The sequence below is a fragment of the Bradyrhizobium sp. 154 genome (assembly GCF_023073875.1).
GTDB lineage: Bacteria > Pseudomonadota > Alphaproteobacteria > Rhizobiales > Xanthobacteraceae > Bradyrhizobium.
This window is the reverse complement of record NZ_JADPKG010000116.1, coordinates 32,565-53,402: the sequence shown is the minus strand read 5'-3', so window position 1 is coordinate 53,402 and position 20,838 is coordinate 32,565. Positions and strand designations below refer to the sequence as shown.

At 56.3% G+C, this 20,838-nt stretch carries 12 protein-coding genes and 1 pseudogene; 10 read left to right on the top strand and 3 right to left on the bottom strand.

Going from position 1 to position 20,838, the window contains the following annotated elements; all coding sequences use genetic code 11:
• Positions 1-374 precede the first annotated feature (374 nt).
• Positions 375-1,310 carry a TIR domain-containing protein gene (locus tag IVA92_RS30940; protein WP_247276109.1) on the top strand — a complete coding sequence of 312 codons (936 nt, stop codon included), beginning with the start codon at positions 375-377 and terminating at the stop codon, positions 1,308-1,310.
• Here IVA92_RS30940 and IVA92_RS30935 read toward each other — a convergent pair.
• The 3 genes from IVA92_RS30935 to IVA92_RS30925 are packed head-to-tail and all read right to left on the bottom strand — an operon-like array spanning position 1,291 to position 5,053.
• Entirely contained in the window at positions 1,291-1,806 is a 516-nt protein-coding gene (locus tag IVA92_RS30935) for a Mov34/MPN/PAD-1 family protein (RefSeq protein WP_247276108.1), read from the bottom strand. The two genes, IVA92_RS30940 and IVA92_RS30935, sit on opposite strands and share 20 nt — an antisense overlap.
• On the bottom strand, positions 1,803-3,497 hold the full coding sequence (locus tag IVA92_RS30930; protein WP_247276107.1) for a ThiF family adenylyltransferase: 1,695 nt from the start codon (positions 3,495-3,497) through the stop codon (positions 1,803-1,805). Before IVA92_RS30930 ends, IVA92_RS30935 begins: the two co-directional genes overlap by 4 nt.
• Complete coding sequence (locus IVA92_RS30925; RefSeq protein WP_247276106.1) at positions 3,497-5,053, bottom strand: adenylate/guanylate cyclase domain-containing protein; 1,557 nt, start codon at positions 5,051-5,053, stop codon at positions 3,497-3,499. The genes IVA92_RS30930 and IVA92_RS30925 overlap by 1 nt, the downstream gene beginning before the upstream one ends.
• 296 nt (positions 5,054-5,349) lie before the next feature.
• Between IVA92_RS30925 and IVA92_RS30920 the strand changes: the two genes are divergently transcribed.
• The 9 genes and pseudogenes from IVA92_RS30920 to IVA92_RS30880 all read left to right on the top strand — a co-directional run bounded on the left by IVA92_RS30920 (position 5,350) and on the right by IVA92_RS30880 (position 20,651).
• The gene (locus IVA92_RS30920; RefSeq protein WP_247276105.1) at positions 5,350-6,462 is read left to right on the top strand and encodes a Fic family protein; all 1,113 of its coding nucleotides are present in this window, start codon (positions 5,350-5,352) and stop codon (positions 6,460-6,462) included.
• 9 nt (positions 6,463-6,471) lie between these two features.
• On the top strand, positions 6,472-7,017 hold the full coding sequence (locus IVA92_RS30915; protein WP_247276104.1) for a Pycsar system effector family protein: 546 nt from the start codon (positions 6,472-6,474) through the stop codon (positions 7,015-7,017).
• 32 nt (positions 7,018-7,049) lie between these two features.
• A complete protein-coding gene (locus IVA92_RS30910; RefSeq protein ID WP_247276103.1) occupies positions 7,050-11,651 on the top strand; it encodes a hypothetical protein in 4,602 nt (1,533 codons plus the stop codon).
• 115 nt (positions 11,652-11,766) lie between these two features.
• On the top strand, positions 11,767-12,732 hold the full coding sequence (locus IVA92_RS30905; RefSeq protein ID WP_247276102.1) for a hypothetical protein: 966 nt from the start codon (positions 11,767-11,769) through the stop codon (positions 12,730-12,732).
• A 97-nt stretch (positions 12,733-12,829) separates the two neighbouring features.
• A pseudogene (locus IVA92_RS30900) lies at positions 12,830-13,014 on the top strand (IS110 family transposase); the annotation flags it as partial.
• A gap of 332 nt (positions 13,015-13,346) precedes the next feature.
• The gene (locus IVA92_RS30895; protein ID WP_247276101.1) at positions 13,347-15,026 is read left to right on the top strand and encodes a DUF262 domain-containing protein; all 1,680 of its coding nucleotides are present in this window, start codon (positions 13,347-13,349) and stop codon (positions 15,024-15,026) included.
• Positions 15,027-15,645: 619 nt separating this feature from the next.
• Positions 15,646-15,885, top strand: a complete 240-nt coding sequence (locus IVA92_RS30890; RefSeq protein ID WP_247276100.1) for a hypothetical protein — start codon at positions 15,646-15,648, stop codon at positions 15,883-15,885.
• A gap of 735 nt (positions 15,886-16,620) precedes the next feature.
• Complete coding sequence (locus IVA92_RS30885; RefSeq protein ID WP_247276099.1) at positions 16,621-18,000, top strand: MATE family efflux transporter; 1,380 nt, start codon at positions 16,621-16,623, stop codon at positions 17,998-18,000.
• A 1,154-nt stretch (positions 18,001-19,154) separates the two neighbouring features.
• Positions 19,155-20,651, top strand: a complete 1,497-nt coding sequence (locus tag IVA92_RS30880) for a pentapeptide repeat-containing protein (protein WP_247276098.1) — start codon at positions 19,155-19,157, stop codon at positions 20,649-20,651.
• Positions 20,652-20,838: the final 187 nt, after the last annotated feature.

Genomic DNA, 20,838 nt, shown 5'->3' with positions numbered 1-20,838 from the left:
GATGTGCGAAAACTGTTGGATTCTCTTGGCCTTAAGTCAATTGCGCCGTATAGATAGACCGATGCGGGCATGGCGGAACTGGTAGAAGCATCGGACTTAAACCATTGAGTGCCCTGGGGGAAACCCCAGAAGCAGAACTGCTCAAAGTCGGGGAAACCTTCACCGGCAATCCCGAGCCAAGCCCCCGCCAGGGGGAGGTGTAGAGACTAGACGGGCAGCAGCGGACATCGCCAGAGATGAAGGGATAGTCCAGACCACGAACGCCGGCTGGGCGGCGGCGAAAGCCGAAGTGGTAAGAAAATCCGTGGGCCGCAAGGCCTGTGCCAGTTCGAGTCCGGCCGCCCGCACCAACTGAATCAGATGAAAATATTGGGATGCAGATGAAAGAGCGATTTGAAGGAGAGCAGAACCGCCCTCAGCTCGTTGCGTCGCTCCGCCGTCAGGATTTCGCAGGCGGTCAGCTTGAGATCGCCAAAGCTCTGGCCGATGCGGGAGAACTCGTCGAGTTCAAACCCGGCGAAAACATCATCGTCCAGCACGCCGTCGATAATGACATCTATCTGCTTGTGACTGGAACGGTTGCTGTCGTCGTGAATGGAGCGCAGGTCGCGACGCGATCGGCCGGACAACACGTGGGCGAAATGGCAGCGATCGAGGCATCTTTGCCGCGTGCTGCAACCGTGACCGTTCTTGAGCAGGCGGTTACACTCAAGCTCACCAGTGCTGCATTTACGGCGGTGGGCGAGAAGTTTCCGGAAGTGTGGCTGCCGATCGCGCAAGAACTGTCGAAGCGGCTATATCAGCGCAACAAGACAATTTATCTTCCGAACCAAGCCCCGAAGCTTTTCGTCATGTCCTCATCCGAGGCGCTCAAGGTCGCGCACGCGCTGCGCTCGGGCTTGGAGAAAGAGGTATTCAGCACAGTTTGGGATGATGGTGTTTTTTTTGCCGGCGGCTATCCCCTCGAAGCCTTGGAAAAGCAGGTGAGCGAAGCTGATTTCGCAGTGGCGATCGCGGAGCCAGACGACATTTCGGAATCACGCGGGAAACGCGCACCCACTGTCCGCGATAACGTCCTCTTCGAACTCGGCCTGTTCATGGGAAAGCTAAGCCGGTACCGCACCATCCTCGTCCATCCAAAGGTGAAGGACCTCAAACTTCCCTCGGATCTGCAAGGCCTGACTCTTGTCCCCTACCAATCCGGCGACGATACGACGATCACAACTCGAATTGAGCCGGTGTGCGACGCTATCCGCGAACTCGTGAAGCGGCTGGGCGTGCGTACCTTTGCTATCGAAAAAGACCGATAAACCGGACAAACCAGCTTCGCTTGAGGCTAGGTTCGTTCTCGGCTTCTACCTCAACACTCAGGGGTAACGCGTGCGCGCGAAACGCGGTTGCGGACAGGTGAATCGCGGAGCGCTTCGCAAGCGTAACTATCAAAAGCACCGCAAAGTTAGTGCCGACGTTCGGATCTTCCACGATATCCCGCATCGCCGTCAGGTCTTTTGCACTCGGGAGCGGCTCAAACGACGGGTGCGAGTGCCACTCGCCTAAATAGTTGAAACGCCCATATTCATGACCTGTGCGCGCGAAGAACTCCTTCAGGAAGATGCTACTGTGGTCCACGTCTCGCACAAAGTGGGTCGCCGAGCCGCCACTGCGTTGGACCGACAAGTCGGCGATCCGGAACGTCTCGTCGCCGACGTGCTCACCGACGAGAACGCCTCCAATCTCGCGAACACCTGCACGCTTAAGCTCAGCAGTAAGCCTTTTCACCACCTCATGCGGAAGGATCACTTTCATTTTTTGTCGAAGATCTTGGCAATTTCCACGATTTCGGCAGTCACCTCTTCGGCAGAGAGAGTGAACGGCGTCTCTTGTGGTGGCGCTTCGGGCATCGGAATAGGATAGGTTTCGAAGGCTTGCGTGAATAGTCCCTCTTCCGGAGCGAGGCCTAACACGTAGACCGGCACAGCAAAGTAGGAAGGATCGCGGGCGAGGAGCGTATCGATGGCCAATCGCGCGGTCGCGGCCGCGATGCTGGTGACATCGGCGTCATCCGCGATCATAGGCGGGCCATCGCCGCCGGTGGCGTAGTCTCTCGTCACCGTCTTGCGCTGATAATTTCGCTCGGCGAACCAGTTCTCGATAGCGCGTCGCATCAGCTGCGGTGATGGCTCTATGCCCGGTCGATGGCGGGCAATCAGACCACCAAATCCTCCGCCGTACACCTCTGCCCAGACGACGGGTTTTTCAGAGGACTCCGCGACGGCAGAAACCAAGTTGTGGACATTGGAATTTGCGGTGGTATTGATGATGAGGTCTCGTGCGAGCAACGAGGTGATGGCAGTCTCGGCACTTCCGCTCGCTTCCTGGCCAGCCATGCGGATCCTGCGGACGTACACTTTGGCGTCCGGATTCACATTTTTAATCCGCTGGGTCACGGCATCCACCTTGTGTGTACCGACGTCGCGCCAATCGAGGTCGTGCCTGACCAGGTTATCAGGCAGCAGTAAGTCGTCGTCGACGAGGTAAAAACTTTCTACCCCAGACCGCGCGAGCATCGCCGCGACCTTGCTTCCCAACGATCCGCAACCGATCACCGCGACGCTCATGCCGCGCAGTCGTTCATGCCTGTCGTCCAGCCGCCGGACCTCCCGCTCCGGAGGAATCGTCGCTAACTGAAAGGCGTACTCTGCCGACGCCCAATAACAATGAGCTTTATCGCCCTTTAAGATCACAATGGTTGGCGTATTCTCTTCGAATCCCAATGCGGTGGCGGCCATCTTGAAATCGGCCAACCTTGATGTGGGTGGCAACGATTGTTCCTTCGCGATCCTAAGAATGGGCACCGTGCGCTCGTACGTTTCGCCGCTCAGCGTCGGCGGGACGTCGGGATTAAGCCAGATCTCGCCGTCGCTCTTGGTGACTTTGTCGATGATGTAGACATTGCTCTCGGGCCGATAATGCACCAGCATGTTGCCTTTGAGCATCTCGCCGACCTGCATCTCCGCGAAGAAACCTGCCAACTTGCGGGTCATCAGCAGTCGGAGGGTACGCGTTCGTAGCGTTTGACCTAGCGATACTTCATGCGCCGAAGGTACCCTCTCCGCTTTGCCTTCGGGAGGATTTTCCGCGAACAGCAAGCGATGCGAGCTTTCCAGCAGCATCGCGCCGGTAACATCGCTGGTCCAGTTATCGGGACGGTATTCCAGGCAAAGCTCACCACCAGGACCGAACTGGTGGTTTGACCACAAAGTGGTTTGCTCGCCACGCGGATAGACCGAAGGCGGTGTGTGCGGGAAATGTACAGGATAGCAGAGGAATACCGGATAGGTGCGCGTTCCGACCGTGATGTCGGCATCAAAGATCAACCGTTTGGCTTCGTCTGTCCGCCATCCTAGTGGTGACAGCCAATCCGCACTCGCAGCTAGCGCCTCAAGCCCTAGCCGTTCGCTCTTGAAGCGGGCAAGATCGGAAAGATACCACCACATCAAGCAAAACCGCCCGGCGTCGACGGTCCGGTCGCCCGGTTGGGAAAGCTGAACGGCTGGGCCGCCGCGGCGGCGGGCTGCAAGAGAGATCCGGTCGACAATGCTTTGGCGGCCTTTGCGGCCTTGTCGCCCTTGGCCGACATCTCGTTGACGGCAGTGTCGTAATCCAAGCCGGCGCGTTTGCGGCCTGAACCAAAGATGGTACGCACCGGCTCCGAGGCTTTGGCGTATGCGTCGGGCCCGATCGCAGTTTCGGTCCCGGCGCAGCGGGACTGCTCCTTCTCTGCCGCCAACACACCTCGGCTCACTGAGCAGCGGATGAGTTCGCCCTTCATACCCAGGCGCGTTACGTTCATCGGCCCGAAATCAAACCCAATTGCCAAGCCCAGGCTAGACGCATCGGTACCGTTAGCCTTCAGGCGGGCAAGAGCCAGGTTGAAGCTGCTGCGCATTCCGGCGGCGCAGAGCGTCATATTGCTAATGGTCTCTTCCACATCGGTGGTTTGCGCGGTGCCCTCCACCAGAAGACCATGGACGCAATCACCGATAAAGCGGACCTTCACGCCCTTGAAATCCTCATGAAGCGCCGCGTCAAGCTCGGCCCTCAAGACATGAAGTGCACGGACAACGTGTTTCGCGCCAGCATCCGTGGCGATGTTGTTACCGACGTAGTTTGTGAAGCCGTCCAGATCTCCGTACACCGTGCACGCCTCCTGGCGGCGCGAGTTCTTGGCGGAAAGCGTTTCGATATCGAGAGTCGAATAAGGCGGCGTGTGTCCGGAAAATTCGAACGCCCCGATGGGGTTATTCTTGAGGTCTTCCTGCCACTCCTTCACAATCTGGGCGGCAGTGACGTCGAGCTTGGCCTCCTTCTGACTGGTCGCAATCTCATCAGCCGTAAGAGGCGTGGTGTCGACAGAGGTGACCTCTGAAAGCCCAATGGCTTTCCGCGTTTTATTGGTCAGATAGATACCCGTCGCTGTGCCGCCACCAGCGCGCTTTGCCGCGTAATTTGCTGGCTCACCCAAGAATAGGGGCTCGCGGTGATCGCGGCGCCCATTGTTCACTGCCAAGGCTTTGCCTGTATCAATACCGACCCGCACCTTGGCAGCCGGATGATCGGCGTCTTCACCTGTTTGCGCTAAGACATCGATGACCAGTTGCGCTGTCGCCACGGCCCGATGCACGCGCTTGGCTTCATTGTCGTAAGGCTTCGCGATCACAGAGTGAAGGCGCTGGTTGTGGAAGTCGACCAGCATAGCGTCCACTCGCGCGATCACCCGGCTCACCGCCCGGTAGTGCAAATTCAAGAAGCGGAGCGTGCGCTTGTGGCAGGTCTCACCCTCGATATCGGTAACCGCCAGCATATCCCTGACATTAAGAATATCGGCGTAGAGGTGCACTCCGTCTACGCGATAAGCCACAGTGTTTGCCAAATTGGAGAGATCCGTGTCTCGGACGTACTCCTTGATCTCGATTGCCTTGAGCGGAAGCCCGTCGATCTTGGCATCGATCCGCTTTGTGGCACGCTCCTTATTCCAATTCCGGCCGGTCATGCTGTGCTCCGTTGTTGCGCGGCACACGCGGGACCTTGAAAGGAGGCACAACCGACAGTAGCAGCGCTATTTGATGTTCCACAACGCGAAGGTATTTCATTGCCCTTGCGCGCGTAGCGAGTATATTTAGAACATAGGAGGAACTTCTGAAACTGCGGATGGAAGAAATATAGACAGTTATCCCCGAATTTCCGGTTGCAGAGATTATGCGGCCCAATTCTCTGCAAATATTGAGGAGAATAGGCTTGTCCATGCTGAGATTAAGCTCCATAATCTCTGCAAAGGATGCTGAGATTATGGTCTATATTTATGAGTTAGGGGGCTGGCCGACCTTCCGTTGGAACCGCCAGTTAATTGCCGATCGCTTGGCTGCCGTTCGCCATAAACAAGGGCGACTGCTCGGACGCATGGAGCGCTTGGGATTCCACCTCAAAGCCGAAGCGGCCCTCCAAACGCTCACCGAAGAGGTGGTGAAGTCGAGCGAGATCGAGGGCGAGATTCTCAATCGTGACCAGGTTCAGTCATCAATCGCCAGCGGCCTTGGTATCGACATTGGCGCTCTTACACCGGCCGACCGCCACGTTGAAGTCGTGGTGGAAATGGTCCTCGATGCTACTGAACATTACGCCAGCGAACTCACAGCTGAACGCCTCTTTGGCTGGCACGCAGCGCTCTTTCCCACCGGGCGAAGCGGAATGACGAAAATCGTAGTCGGCGCTTGGCGTTCTGCTGAAACGGGTCCGATGCAAGTCGTCTCGGGCCCCATCGGGCACGAGCGTGTCCACTACGAAGCACCGCCCGCCGACCGTCTCGAAAAGGAAATGCAGACATTCCTTGATTGGTTCAATGGCGATGCCGGCGGCACTGATCCCGTCTTGAAAGCTGCGCTTGCGCACCTCTGGTTTATTACTATCCATCCCTTTGAGGATGGCAACGGTCGCATCGCGCGTGCCATCGCGGATCTTGCGCTCGCGCGGTCGGAACAGAGCGCGCAAAGATTCTACAGCATGTCCGCGCAGATCCGTCGCGAATGGAACGACTACTACGCCATTCTTGAGCGAACCCAGAAGGGCGGCCTGGACATCACCGACTGGTTGTCATGGTTCCTCGATTGTCTGGATCGCGCTTTTGATGGTGCAGATGCCATTCTTGGCGGAATCCTTCGCAAGGCGGATTTTTGGAATAGTCATTCAGCTCGCCAGTTCAACGAACGTCAACGGCTTGTTCTCAATCGCCTGTTCGACGGTTTCGACGGAAAACTCACGTCGTCGAAATGGGCGAAACTCACGAAAGTCTCCCAAGCTACCGCCGCGAGGGACATCGACGAACTCATCGGCTACGGCATCCTCAAGAAGGACCCTGCCGGGGGCAGGAGCACGAGCTACTCGCTTGAAGACTTGAAAGCCTGATAATTGACCATGAAAGACGATCAAGAAGAGGCATTTGAGAAGATTCTCTCAACGCACCTCGGTCGCAATATCGACTTCGTTAAGTTTGCGGAGACGAAAAATGCCGCGTTGCTCACGTTTTCGTCGGCTTGGATCATCGGTTCCATAAACCTACTGACGGGCCAAAGCACCCTTCCACTCGGCTATAACGTCGCCTTTTGTGTAGCCCTTCCGCTTTTTGCGTTTGCCGGACTTATCTGCATTCTTTCATTCGTTCCGCAAGTTTTCGCGCGCTTCCATCAGCCGGAGGATGACGCAAAGAGCCTTCTTTACTGGGAGCACATCGCTGACATCCCCGTGCGCCGATATCACGAGCGAGTCACGTATAAGCCTGGCGAGAACCACAGCGTCACCGAGCGCTATCTCGATGACCTGTGCGTTCAGATATCGGTCAATGCCCGCGTCGCCACGCGCAAATTTATGATGTTTAACATCGCAGCCGGTGGCGTGTTCGCAGCCATTTTGATCCTTGCCTCTCCACCCCTGTGGTGGGGTGTGCGGTTGTTCTTGAAATAAATTAGTTCGGTCCTCAGACCAGAAGAGCTCCCATGCAGACCATCGAAAACCTCCGTGAAACCGTACGCAAGCTCGACGCGACCGGACCCAATGGATTCGAGGGCTTGATGGCTGCCGTCCTGACGGAACTAACCGGTCGCACCTTCGCACTTGCCAGCTCCGGCTCCCAACGCGGCAAGGATGGTCAGTCAATTCTCGACGATGGCGCAATATCTTTTGAGGGTAAGCTCTACGAGGATGCGGTGGCGAAAGACCAAATCCTCTCAAAAATCGCAGAAATAGCAGTCGATGAAGAAGGGCAAACCGAACTTTGGATATTGGCATCGACAGGCCAGATCTCAGTACAGCACATTAATACGGCGCAAAAAGCAGGCAGAAAGCTAGGTATCGCCGTCAAGGTACTTGCTTGGCCAGCAACCGGCTTGTCCGAATTAGCCACACTGCTAACTATGGCACCCACGGCATCGGCCAGTTTTCTGGCAAGCCACACGCCAACTCCGCACGTCAATGTCCTCGCTCAGCTGCAGGCGGTGGCTCTCCATCCTCAGTTTTCCATACGATCGGCTGAACTTAATGCTGACCTCCAGCAGCCGAGCTTAGCCCCTGCATACGCGCTCCAAGATAACATTGCTTGGCTATCAGGAGCATTCGCGAGCAAGAAACGGGCTCGCGTGGTGTTCGGGCAGCCATTATCCCCGGATGATGCATCGATCGCGGGGGTTCTAGACCGTCGTGTCCTTCGGGCGAAGCTTGCCGATGCCATCTTCGCCAAACCGGACGGCTCTGTGGCCGCAATACTGGGGGCAGACGGTAACGGCAAGTCCTGGATTTTCGCGCAAGCGTGGATACATCAACAGGTCAAGCCATTGACCATCATCCTGCTGCCCGACGATTTCAAGATACCATCTTCGCTTGAATCGATGCGTGATCTTCTCATTACGAAGCTGATTGAACAGAGCGGCGATAGCCTTACTGCAATCGCGGAAAACCGTTGGCGCGATCATTTGAAAAGATGGCAGCGGCACAAAAATACCGAGAAGCCCCGGCTCGTTGTCTTCATTGACGGTCTGAACCAACGGGAAATCGGCAACTGGCCTCACCTCATAGACATTCTGAGTGAACTTGTCGCGGAAATTGGCGGCAAACTTGTTATCAGCTGCAGAACGCTCTTTTACAGGGATAACTTGGAAGGTCGCCTTGTCAGCAACGTCAAAAAGTATGGCGTACCGGAATGGAGCGACTCCGAGCTGGAATCGCTGCTGGCGCCGCTTGGTACTTCAATTTCGCTGCTCAACGTCGATGTTGTACGCAGCCTGCGTAATCCTCGGCTGTTTGGGATTGCAGCTGCACTCCTTAAAGACCGGAAGATCGATGAATTTGGCGAACTCAGCGTCAACCGTCTCCTGTTCGAGCACATTCGGCTCGGTGCGGTTTCGGACAACAACTCGATCGTGCCGCGGCAGTTTGTTCAAGATATTCGCTTGCATGCCGATCAGATCATCAAAAGGCTTTCAGACCATCAAGAGGCCGACCTGACCGTCTTTGACCGTCCTAGCCCGCTTACCGGTCACTCTCCTCAAACGGTGGCCGAGCAATTTGGGCTCATCTCAGCCGGCCGTTTCTTTGAAATCCTTGAGGACGATCCTAGCAAATACATTTTGAAAGAGGACGGACTTTCGCTCGCCCTCGGGCTGTCGCTTGTTGGATCTGCGCGAACCGCGTTGCGACAGGGAAAAAACGTGCTTGAGGCCCTCGGGAACGTTCTCGATCCTATAGCCGCGCTGGATAGAACAAGCGACGTTCTTATCGCAGCCATCGTGGCTTCCGTCCTGGACGAAGCTCCGAAGGAAGTCACTGCAGCTCTGGTACAGTCCTTCATCGCCCTACAGAATCTTGATCAAACGCTTTATTCCGAATTTCAAGCCTTGTTGCGGCAAGATCCTGCATCTTTCCTTGCTGCGCTTGAAAACTCGGCGCTTATGGAAGGCGTCACGGCTAACCAGTCCTGGCTCATTCAAGCAGTGCACGCCGGACGGACGACACCAGCGTGTTCTGTTGCGCTGAAGGATGCGATCCGCCGTTGGCTTAGCATGTACTCTGATCAGCCAGAGCGCATGATGATGCCAACGTATCACGGGGCACCGGACGAAAAGCGGAAGGAGGAGCGTGCAAAAAGCGAAGCCGAGATCGCCAACAAGCTACAGAATCTCTGCGATGACGAACGAGCGCTTCTGGACGGTCTCGTTCTCCAGAAGCGCGGCGACTATAGCCGACTTAGTGCTCTCGCCTTTCAGTTCTTGGCCGGCCATCCGCTGGCCCAATATGCAGACAGTTTGCGCAACTGGGCCTTCGCGGCGGCCCTCAACGGCGGGTACCACGATCACCATCAGGACTTTAACGATCTGATTCAGTTGAACGTTGCAGATTGGAGTGAGACCCGAACAGCGATTCTTGAGTCCGCCAAAATCTTGCAGAATCCAAACACATCTAGCATCGGCCAGTGGGCCCTTGCGTATTTGCTCTTCGCAACCGCGGACAGCGACGATGCGGCAGCGGCGAATGAGATCGTTCAAGAGCTAACGAAGGACAGAGAGCGCTTCGGCGGATGGCGTCTCGTCGAGGATTACTGCGCCACTGACCCATGCGATCCCTCATCCTCATGCCCGCCCAATGTAGACAAAACCGCTCAAAAATACGCGACCATCGATGTCTCCAAGCTTCGCTTACACATGGGTAATGGACAAGAAGATCATTTCTTTGAAATGGCACGCGCTGGTTTGGCACGCTTCAAACCACATGCCGCCATCGAGGTGATGCGCCGCTTCGCGGACCAAGCGCTATCCAGGCCATCGGACGATTTTCGCATCGCGGCGTTCTTGCTGGAGAAGCACACCGCCGCTCTAGACTCTGCCATCGCACGGCGGTTTGTCACGAAGGCCGCGGAACTTGCGACCGAAGCGTTGGAGCAAGGCGATAAGAACGAGGAGAAGCACATTGCGGCGCAATACGCGCTACTTATTGCATTTCCGCACATGAGTGGTGATGAGCAGCTTGATGCTCTTCTTGCTCATCCGAAAGACAAGACCTTTCTCCGATCATTGGCTGACCTGTTTCAGCCATGCGATCCTTTGAGACTAGAAGCCGGCTTAGCAAAGGCGATTGCGGATGGCGACGTGGTTGCGCAATTTCGCGCCCTCGCTTTTGCCGAACATTCCAGAACGCCTCTAACCCCGCGCACTAAGGAACTGGCCGGCAGCCTGCTGACGTCAGCTCATAAGCACGTCCGATTGTCCTGTTTGGGACTCATTCGGACCTCTCAGGATTCCAATCTCCTAGCCGCTCTGGTCGCTAGCGGCTGGACCGCCACAGAACTCGACAGCGCTACCAACAGGGCGGAGATATCGCATGGATCTGAGGCGCTGGTCATAGCATCGAAAATGGGACTCATCTCAATCGAGTCCTGCCTGGAACGCATTGACTTCTCGTCTTATCGAAATTTGGTGGAGCTTCTCGGTTCGCCGGCCGCATTAGCGATTGCAGGTCGGCTAGACATCGCCATCGATAAAGCTGCAATCTTCAAGATCCGACGCAACCTTCCGAACATTGAGCAACGAGTTGAAGATCGATACTGGCCCTCGCTTCTCAGCGTTTCAGACCGGCCCGCTTCCAATAAAACCTTCTCGCCTGAGCAGCTCAGAGAGCTATCCGAGGCGGGCGACGCCTGGTACGAGAGGCAAAAGCGCAACCACGATGCAGCAGAACAGTTCGAGCGCGAACTTTCAGAAGCTGGAGCGCAACTCATCATCCGATCCGTTACGGCCGATCTTATCCGCGAAATTGACAAGACGAGCCCGCAGACGACAGACAAATGGCTTAACCTGTTTCTGACAATCGACAAAGAAGCCTTAAACAATTTGCACAATACGGCGTTAGCCGTGGCCGAAGCGATTTCGTATCGAAATTCTGTGGGCGCACTCTCTTTAATGGGACGCCTTTCGCGGGGATCGCCTCCCGTCCGCGCCACCTTCGGCAGAGGTCATCTCACTATCGACGCGGTGACGATTTGGGCTGCCGCGACCAACGCTGAAACCATTGCACTCCGGTTTGCAAGGCTTGATCGCATCGGGAACGATTATGATTTAGCGAATGAAGTGCTTGCCGCCATTCGCGCAAACCGCGAAGTTGACCTTCGAGACTACGTTCTCGACCGCCGCAACCGGGTCGAACCTGCCCATCGGGCACGCGCCGCAATGCTGGCCGGGCTGTCACCCGCCGAACCGTGGGCGCTTGAAACAATAGAGATGCTCAAGGACAGTAAAGGATTCCTACAGGGAGCGTACAAAGCCGCCACCTACGCAATGGATCGCCACAGATGGTCAAAGCACTGGTCGCATCTTATAGCGACAGCGACAAACGTGGAGGATCTTTGGCGCTATAGCATTCTTCTTTGCAAGGTCGTGGATGGCCGGTTTAAGCCGTCCGATCTGGCAACCGAAGCTCCCAACTCCCTTTTGGAGAGATTTGCACCCACCTTCGAGAGTGGTCTCACAGACCGGATCAATCGCTGGAAGAACCGTCGCGATTCCAAACTGTTCGGCATGCGGGCACCGGACCTGGCCTTCCTTCGGCATTAACGGACATCCAAACGGGACCGAAGCTACTCCACGCCAGCTCACGCCAGACTCTCGGCTCTCCTTTCACGTGTAAAATGTTAGATTATTATCTTGAGTTGCACCTAGAGAGGCTCTTATGGTGAAGCGAATTGTCGGTGCGATAAAGAACATTGCTGCCATAGCTTCGTTTCTGCTCGTCTTGGCGCTCATCTTGGTTGTGGCGAAGCAGGTAATATGGCCCACGCCCAGCATCGAGACCGTTTCCATACCAAGCTCGGTCCAGCAGTGGGGCTATACACCCGAGACCTTCGCCCAAAAGATATCGGACAGGACCCAAGTCATCGCCGAGAAAGCGAAGCGCGATTTCGACGAGGCTTACCCACGCGAGTGGATTGGCATTCAACCTATTGAAGCCAAGATACCGGGCTCTGACTTCACAACCAGGTCAGCGGCTCAATTCGTTTCGGATGTTTTTGCTCTGCCCAGCAAACAAGTTACCGGAAGCGTGATTAAAACTGACCAACAGTTCGACCTTTCCTTCAGGGTCATTGGCGGCGAGCACGTAGACTCGAAAGTCAAATCAACCGGCGATACCGCTGACGCGGACGCAATTGTCACGACAAGCTCAGAGCTCGCAATGCAATTGATCCATCCATACGTACTCGCTGCGAGCCTGTATAACGATGAGCAGTCCAAGACGTTTGACCGGACGATGGCTGTCCTGGACTACATGATCAAGAATGGGAAAGACCCATATTACGCGCACAACCTCAAGTGCGCCGCCTACATCCGTCTTAATAAAACCGGAGACGCGCAGAAGGAGTGCGAGAAGGCAATCGGGATAGATCCTTCAAACTGGCCCGCGCGAGCGAACTTAGGAAATCTCTATTTGTCACTGGCAAAGCTCGGCATGAATACGAGGATACCCGGCGCCTCTGCAGAAGCAAAGCAGAACTGTGCCAAGGCGGACGAGCAACTGACACAGGCAGAGAAGTCGCATGCACTGACGAAGCTGTATGACGATTGGGCGGGGTGTCTGGACATACTTGAAAAGCAGGATCAGGCGCGCGCCCTGAGGCAAAAAGCCGGTAAGAAAGGATGAGCAATTAGCAATTCCTGACCTGTCCACCGGCAGGACTACCCCGCCACGGCTTAGATTGGCTCCGCGGTATCCGCACTTTCCATATCGGCCTCCGGCGGCGGCGACCGTCCTGCTTCATCGAACGAAGAAATGGTCCCTCTCAAGCCTTGGGGCATGAAGCTCGCCAAGCGGATTGGCATGCGAAAGGCAAAGGTCGCCATCGCGCGCAAAATCGCCATCGTTCTTCACTGTATCTGGGCCGACGGCACATCGTTCGACTGCGGCCAGGCGAAGGAAGCCTGATCTGATCTTGTAAAGTTCCTGGTCCGGTCTGACAGATTGGCGATGTCCCGCTGGGGCGGTGTTGTGGCGACCTCGGTCAATCGGCTGGTGGCGGCTCGTCCGCACTCCGTTGCAAACGTTGAGGCACCCCGCCCAGGACATCATCATGAGGCGCTCGCGACCTCGGAAAGGACCATGACCCCAGCGAAGACATCAACCAGCCCCGGCGATTGGACCGATCAAATGTATCGCAGCTGAAAAAAGACGTTGCGATTCCGTTCACAACCGAAAATAGTATCCTTGCTGGTGCGGCGGTATAGAGAGGCCGTAACCGACCAAGGAATTTTAGGAAGATGACCCGACATACGATCGAAGCCAACGAGAAGCCGATACTTGATATCTTTTGCGACAAGTATCTTTTCAGCATCCCCTCCTACCAGCGCCCATATGCCTGGACTACCGAGCAGGCGAGCGAGCTCCTTGATGACATAACAACCGCCTGCGGCGAAACGACAGATGTCGCTAACGCGAGCCCGTACTTTCTTGGCAGCATTGTCCTAATCAAGAACCCTCAGACGCCGGAAGCCGACGTCGTCGACGGCCAGCAGCGCCTAACAACCATAACCATTCTCCTTTGTGTCCTCCGGGACTTGGCGGACACAAAAATCGGCCACGCAATCCATAACTACATTTGCCAAACGGGTGACCCCATCAAGGACACTGCCGACGTCTTCCGGCTAACACCCAGGGAGCGTGATGCCGAGTTCTTCCGTTCGATGATCCAGGAGATGTCACAGACGGCGAGTCTGCCCGACGCGCGGCAGTATGCTGACTCCCGGGCTCGCATGATTGAGAACGCGGCGTTCTTCCGTGAGAAACTGAAGGACATACCTGACGAGCAGCGGCGACGGCTGACCATGTACATCGCGCAGCGGTGCTATTTGGTCATAGTGGCGGCATCAGATCAGGAATCAGCCTTCCGGATTTTTTCGGTCCTGAATTCTCGCGGGCTGGACTTGTCGCCCGCTGACATTCTCAAGGCAGAAATCATCGGCGCTCTGCCGGGCGGCAAGCAAGATGACTACAACAGCATATGGGAAGATATTGAGGACGAGCTAGGAAGGTCGCGCTTTGCCGATCTTTTTGGTCACATCCGGATGATCCACCGGAAGCAGAAGATGCAAGGCACGCTGATTGCGGAGTTCCGAGAATTTGTTTCGACCCGAAAGGACCCTGCAAGCTTCATAAACAAGGAGTTGTCGCCCTACGCCGAGGCATATGAACAGATCACTGATAAGAGCTTTGTTAGTTTTAAGCACGCCGACGAAATCAATCGAGAGTTAACCCACCTCTCACGCCTGGATAACTTCGACTGGCAGCCCCCGGCTATCGAAGTCATTGCGCGAAGGAGGGAAAGTCCCGAATTCATTCTACGCTTCCTGTCGGACCTGGAGAGACTCGCCTACGGGCTCTTCCTCATGAGGAGCGATCCTTCTGAGCGCATACGGCGCTACGGGAAGCTCCTCGGTTCAATTCAAGCCGGTGATGACCTGTTCGCGGCCGAATCGCCTCTCCAGTTGAGCGATGGTGAGAAGAGCTTCGTTCGGGAAGCCCTGCAGGGGGACATCTACAGGGTCACTCGTATCCGCTTGCCGCTTCTTCTCCGGGTCGACGAGCTGCTGTCCGGCGGCAGCGCCATCTACAATCAGCCGATTGTCACAGTCGAACACGTGCTGCCTCAGAACCCCTCCCAGGGAAGCAAATGGCTGACGGATTTTCCGGAGGCCTCTGAACGTGACCGGTGGGTTCATAAGCTCGCCAACCTGGTCCTTCTCACCCGCCGCAAGAATTCTCAGGCAAGCAACTTCGACTTCGTCGAGAAGAAGGAAAAGTATTTCGCGATGAAAGCTGGCGTCGCAAATTTCGCGATCACCAGCAACGTCCTGAAAGAAAAGGAGTGGACAGTCGCGACACTGAAGCGGCGCCAAGCGGAGATCCTTGGTGCTATTGCCCAGCTCTGGAGGCTTGATTGATTACCGAAATAGGGGTCAATAGTTGCCCAGTCAGGCACTACTCACCGTCCAGGGCATTCAGGAAGCTACTTACGCGCTCGGGCCGCTTTCTTCGCGGCCTTTCACTGCTCGTCACATCCTGGATCTGAACAGAATCAAGAAACCTCATTGCTTCTTATTCAAGAGGTCCGGGTTCTTCTTTCACCGGAAAATATCGGCATTACGTCCAGCCAACGCAATTCATCAGCGGTTATCCGCGTCGAGAAGCCACTGTGGGATGCTTTCGGCTTCGCCAGGTGGAGACAAATTGTGCCCCTTGTGGCACGCCAGTGGTGCGAGATCTCGAGGAGGTTGTTCTTGTTGAACACCTCCCTGCGGAAGTCCTGCCTATGGGTGACGCGACGTACAACGGTTTATAGTTGCTCTTGTTGCGCAGCGAGAACAGATAGGACACGGGCATAGGAAAGGTCCTGCAATAGAAACCATTCTTGACGCTCCCACGGGGCGTTCCGCTAACGACATCTTACCTTCGCGTAGATCGTGCAACTTTGGGTCCCATCGCAATATAGGACCTCTTTCCACCCGGAGGGGTCACAGTCTCCATCCCAGCACTTATGGTTCGAAGAGTGCTGCAATCGCGGTGCGGGCCATCGCGCAAAATACCAGCAGTGGCTCCCGCCCTCATGATTGCCTGCGCCTCTTCAAGCGTCTTCCGTTCGGTGGTGTAGCCCTGCTGATGGGCTTCCTCGACCGTCCGCGGAATCCTCACACCCTCTGCCATTTATGGTCCTCCTTTGCGAATGGCTGCCGCGACGGCTTTTCCTATCAAGGCGGCATTGTGGATGGCGGCGGCCTCGGCGGCGGCGGCGTCGCCGGGTGAGCGGGAGGTTGTCACATCCGCATCCGCCTGTTGGGATTCCTGCGGTGCAAGTTGCCGAGCATCTAAGCGCTTTGGGCTCGTCCATGATGCGACTGTGGGATTTGCGACTATGCTGTTAGGCCCAGGACACGTGCGCTTGAGCAAATAGCCTTTATAAGTCAAGCTCTCGCAGTTGGCACGAGCCTTGAAAAGGAGCTGTCATTCAGCATCGCAGCTCGAGGAATTGCAGTGATGGCTCACAAGATGAAGGCCTCTCAGTTTACCTATGCCTCGCGCCCGATTTCGACTCCCAGAACGCCATGTCCGTCCGGATGCGCGCTCGCGCACGGTTCCGTCACCGTGATCGACCAAACCAATATCGCGGTCCGCGCCGGCACCGATCGCCCGATGCCGATGACCGACCGTTCGGCGTGCCAGCCACCTGCTGCGTCTTCTTTGTGCTTAACACGCGCCAAAAAGTCGATGCGATGGCGGAGGCACTGATCAAGTTGCTCATCAGCGGGCGAGCAGCCGTCAGACCCTAAGCCCAACGGCAGGTCTAAGCCGACGCGCGCCTCCTCTGTGAGGCGCAGCTGCCCAGGCGGGCCGCCTGTTTCCGCATCGGTAGGCCATCACGAATTCAGGGCGGGAAAGATCCCTCTCGGCGGAACAACTCGTTTGCGGACGAGGCAGATCGAGCAGCAATCCATGAACAAAATAGTCGAAAGAAAACCAGGATCAGCTTTGCGATACGCAATGTCGAGACGAGCGGCTGGCCAACACCTCACTGTCGAGCTCAGCGAAATTGTGAAGCTCGCGTGGCCGATGGTGTTGACCCAGCTTGCGCAGGTCGCGATGATGACGACAGATCTTGCCTTTATCGGGCACATCGGGCCTGAGGCACTCGCCGCGGCCGCCCTGGCCGTCACGCTCTATCTCGTCAGCTTCACCTTTGGCGCGGGCCTGCTCGCGCCGATCGCACCTCTGGCGGCGCAGGCCTATGGCGCCGGGAATCCTGCTATGGTACAGCGCGCACTGCGCACGGGGCTGTGGGCGGCGCTGATGCTATCGTTTCCGATCATCGCGTTTGCGTTTGGCGGAGAGCGAATATTGCTCGCTTTCGGTCAGGCGCCAGACGCGGCGCGGCTCGCCCAGCAATATCTGTTCGGACTGGCCTTGGGCGTGGTGCCGGCGCTATGGCTTCAGGTCATCCGTAATTTCATGAGTGCGGTCGATCGGCCGGAGCCGATCTTGTGGATCACACTGGCGGCTATCCCCCTCAACGCCCTGCTCGTGTATCTGCTGGTCTATGGGAAGCTCGGGCTGCCGCGGCTTGAGCTGTTCGGGGCCGCGCTTGCGAGCACGTTGGTGAACTGTGCGATGTTCCTGGCCGGTTTCTGGTTTGCCACAATGCGTCGTCCTTTCCGTGACTACCACGTGCTTGCAGATCTCTGGCAACTCGATTGGCCCTTCTTGCGGCAGCTGATCGTGATCGGAACTCCGATTTCAATCGCCTCCCTGATGCAGTACGGAGTTTTGTCGGCTGCCGCGCTCCTGGCCGGCCTAATCAGCACCAGTGCACTCGCTGCTCATCAGATCGCGCTTCAGATCACCGTGATTACATCCATGATCGCTTTCGGCATCAGCATGGCGGTGGCCGTGCGCGTTGGCCATGCGGTCGGCCGCAGCGACGGTTCCGGCATCCAGCGGGCAGGCCTGGCCGCGATACTGCTCGGTACCCTCATCGCTGCCCTGCTGACGGTTGCGGTGATCGTCGCGCGTTTTGAGATCGCCGAGCTGTTTCTGGACAAATCGGCCGGAGATGCCTACGCAACGATCGGACTGACTGCAGAGCTCCTTATCGTCGCAGCGAGCCTTTTTGTCACTGATGCAGCGCAGAGCATTGCGGCGGGCGGTCTGCGCGGACTGAAGGACACCCGGGTGCCGCTTCTGTTCGTCGGCATTGCGTATTGGCTGATCGGCTTCTCACTTGGCTACGTGCTTGGTTTGAAGATCGGGCTTGGTGCAATCGGTATCTGGATTGGCTTGTCAATCGGGACAACCATCTACGCGGGGCTCCTCGTCCTGCGGTTCCATCTGCTGGCGAGCAGGCGTGCTCTCAGAGCCGTCACTTGATGGCGGGAATCACGGTTATTGGCGTAATAATCTTAGGAATGCGAGGCTACTTACTTAGTGTGCGCTCCGCCTTCATACCGAGGCAAGCCGTTTGGTTCGGAAGAAGATGCTGAACCGCGTAGTCACCAGGAGCTGCGGGCCTTTCTAAGGCACATCGAAACGAATGTGCCGGCCAACTTGGCCCCCATCTGGGCAGCACTCCAATGAAGCATCCAAGGTCAGGACCTGGCTCGCCCGATGTCCGCGCTGGCACGTTCACTTCACACCACCCACGCCTCCTGCCTCGATCAGGTCGAACGCTTCTTCACGCTCATCAACTAACGCGCCCATCCGGCACGGCCGACGTCGTAAAAAAAGCGGCATCTTTCTCCGCGCTTGCGATTTCACGCCCCTTCATGTGGACCGCTAGTCCCAACTCCACCCTCCAGTACCTCGCGCGACTTTGTCGGCGAACTTCCGGGACGGAACTGCGTCGCCGGGATGAAAACTGAGGAACGGAAGGCGGCCGGCGATTTGTGGCTCAATGGTCCGACATCTGGAGAATGCGCGTACGTGCATCGAAGGCAACTATTACTCGATCGTCATAGAGAGCGACATTGGCTTTGCGGTCGAAGGCATAGAGAACAAGCGGGACTTGCCGTCTCGAGCGTTGCGAACCATTGTCCGGTTTGTGACAGAGACGCGAGTGCTGTCAGTTACGAAATTCTAGCGGCGTCCGCCGCGCCGTTTCTGGACACGCATTCAACGTCAATTCAGGATAGGTTAGGGCTGGCACAGACATTGCTATTGAAGTGCGTCGTAAAGGCCGACTGCTAGAATAACGACTGCATGAAATTGTGGAGGTACCCCAAGTTGCGGCTTCTTCGGTCTTTGCTGTCGACACACTGATGAGTATCCGAATGGGAAAGTCGTGGGGAGATCAACTCCGTCTGCCACAGCTTGCTTAGGCTCATGTGCGTGTCGGCTCGTGATGGCACAATTCCAAAGAGCCGGCCAGGAAATTTACACCCTGATGAGTGATGATGCCTGTGTCGCAGAAAGAAATCCAACGAGCGCTATGGGGCGCATATCGAGTCTACCTGAAACACGCAGGCGAAGCAAAATAACGCCCGCACAGGAGGCTGAGAAAGTGCGCTCGTCATCGAGAATGGAAGATGTCGACAGTGACGCAAGCCACCGATACCAATAGCCAGTTCAGCGTGCACGAGGAGCTGGGAATCCGCCCAACGACGATAAACCAATCCTCGGCAGATGGTGACTTTGTCCGCTACTGGAGCCGAAACAGTGATCGCGCGTCCGCGTTGGCCGCGGTGGGAAAGCGAACCGAGGAAGCTATCAAGAAGACCGGCATCGGCCTGCAGCTATCCTGCGAGAACTTTAACGGTCACGATCTATCCGGATTTCCATTGCGGCGATGCATTCTCAATCGTGCGCAACTTCACGGAGCGAAGCTGGATGGAGCCGATCTGTCCGAGGCCAACCTTATCTGCCCAGGATTAGAGCGAGCAAGTTTCCGCGGAGCCAAGCTCGATTTTGCGTATATGCATGCAATTGCCGCTCAGGTCTGCAGTTTCGACGATGCAAGTTTGCGCAATCTCATCGATGCAACAGGTAGCCTGTTCCACGGATGCAGCATGAGGAGAACGCGTTTCGACAATGCAGTCCTAAGTGGCGTCCTCTTTTATCAGTGTGACGCAAGCCAGGCTGTCTTTGATGGCGCCGAACTGCAAGGATCGACCATCAATGAATGCTACCTGCCTCGCTCGTCCTTCCATTTTGCCAATTTGAGCCAGGTTACAATGACCAAGGCGCATCTCACCGGCAGCTCCCTTCTGCAGTCAAGGGGAGAGTGTCTATCGATCCTGCGCCCCACTTCGGTCGATGGTCTTGTTCTAGAGAACGCTCATCTTCCCTATTTCAGGCTTTCAAAGGCGAGCGGTCGCATCCTGGCCAAAGCGCTGGCCGCCCCCTTTTCGGATTTCAGCCTCTCAAATCTTGCAAAGGCAGAGCTTGAGGAGGCAGACCTATCTGAGGCGCGACTTCTGTCTGTGAATCTAGCCAGCGCCAACCTCGTCGGCGCGGTGCTTAACGGAGTATCTGTACGCTCTTGCCAGCTCGATGGGGCTGATCTATCTCGCGCATCAGGAGAAACCATTTCGATCACCGAGAGCACGATGCGCTACGCCCGATTGGGCGGCTTTCGTGCGCGCTGTGCGTTTATACGCGACTGCGATCTCGATGATGCAGATTTTTCACAGGCGTATCTCTATCGATCAATGATTACAGGTGATCCTCCGCAATCTATGGCCTTGAATCGCGCCAATTTCGAAGGAGCAAACCTTGTTCAGTCATATATTGCAGCAGGAATGACCGGCAGCAACCTGGAGGCCGCCCGTACCGCATATGTTCGAATGAATCAATCGTCCCTCCGCAAGGCCAACTTGAGTGGAGTTACGCCGTTCCAAGCAAGCTTTGTAAAGACTGATTTTTCGGATGCAGAGATAACGACTTTTGAACCGCCGTTCTTTGCCGACAGGTGTCCTGGGCTCCAGGCCGCTCTGGAGGGGGTGGAAGATCAGAAATACAAACCTTCAGAGTATCTGGCTGACTTCTCATCGCTAATGAGACGCGGTCGAGAGGGATCGAGCTGATTTTAGCCGAAATGCGCATGGCGATCTAGACCAGCTGTCATCCCAGAAGGAAAATGGAAGAGCACGATGCGCCCCGCTGTGGCGGCGCTCCCAGGCGCTCTTGCGCGGCCAGTATGAGGGTCGCTCTCACCACGCTTCCTGTCTGATCGAGGAGCCCAGCTGCTGTGTAATCAACAAGAGCGGAGCA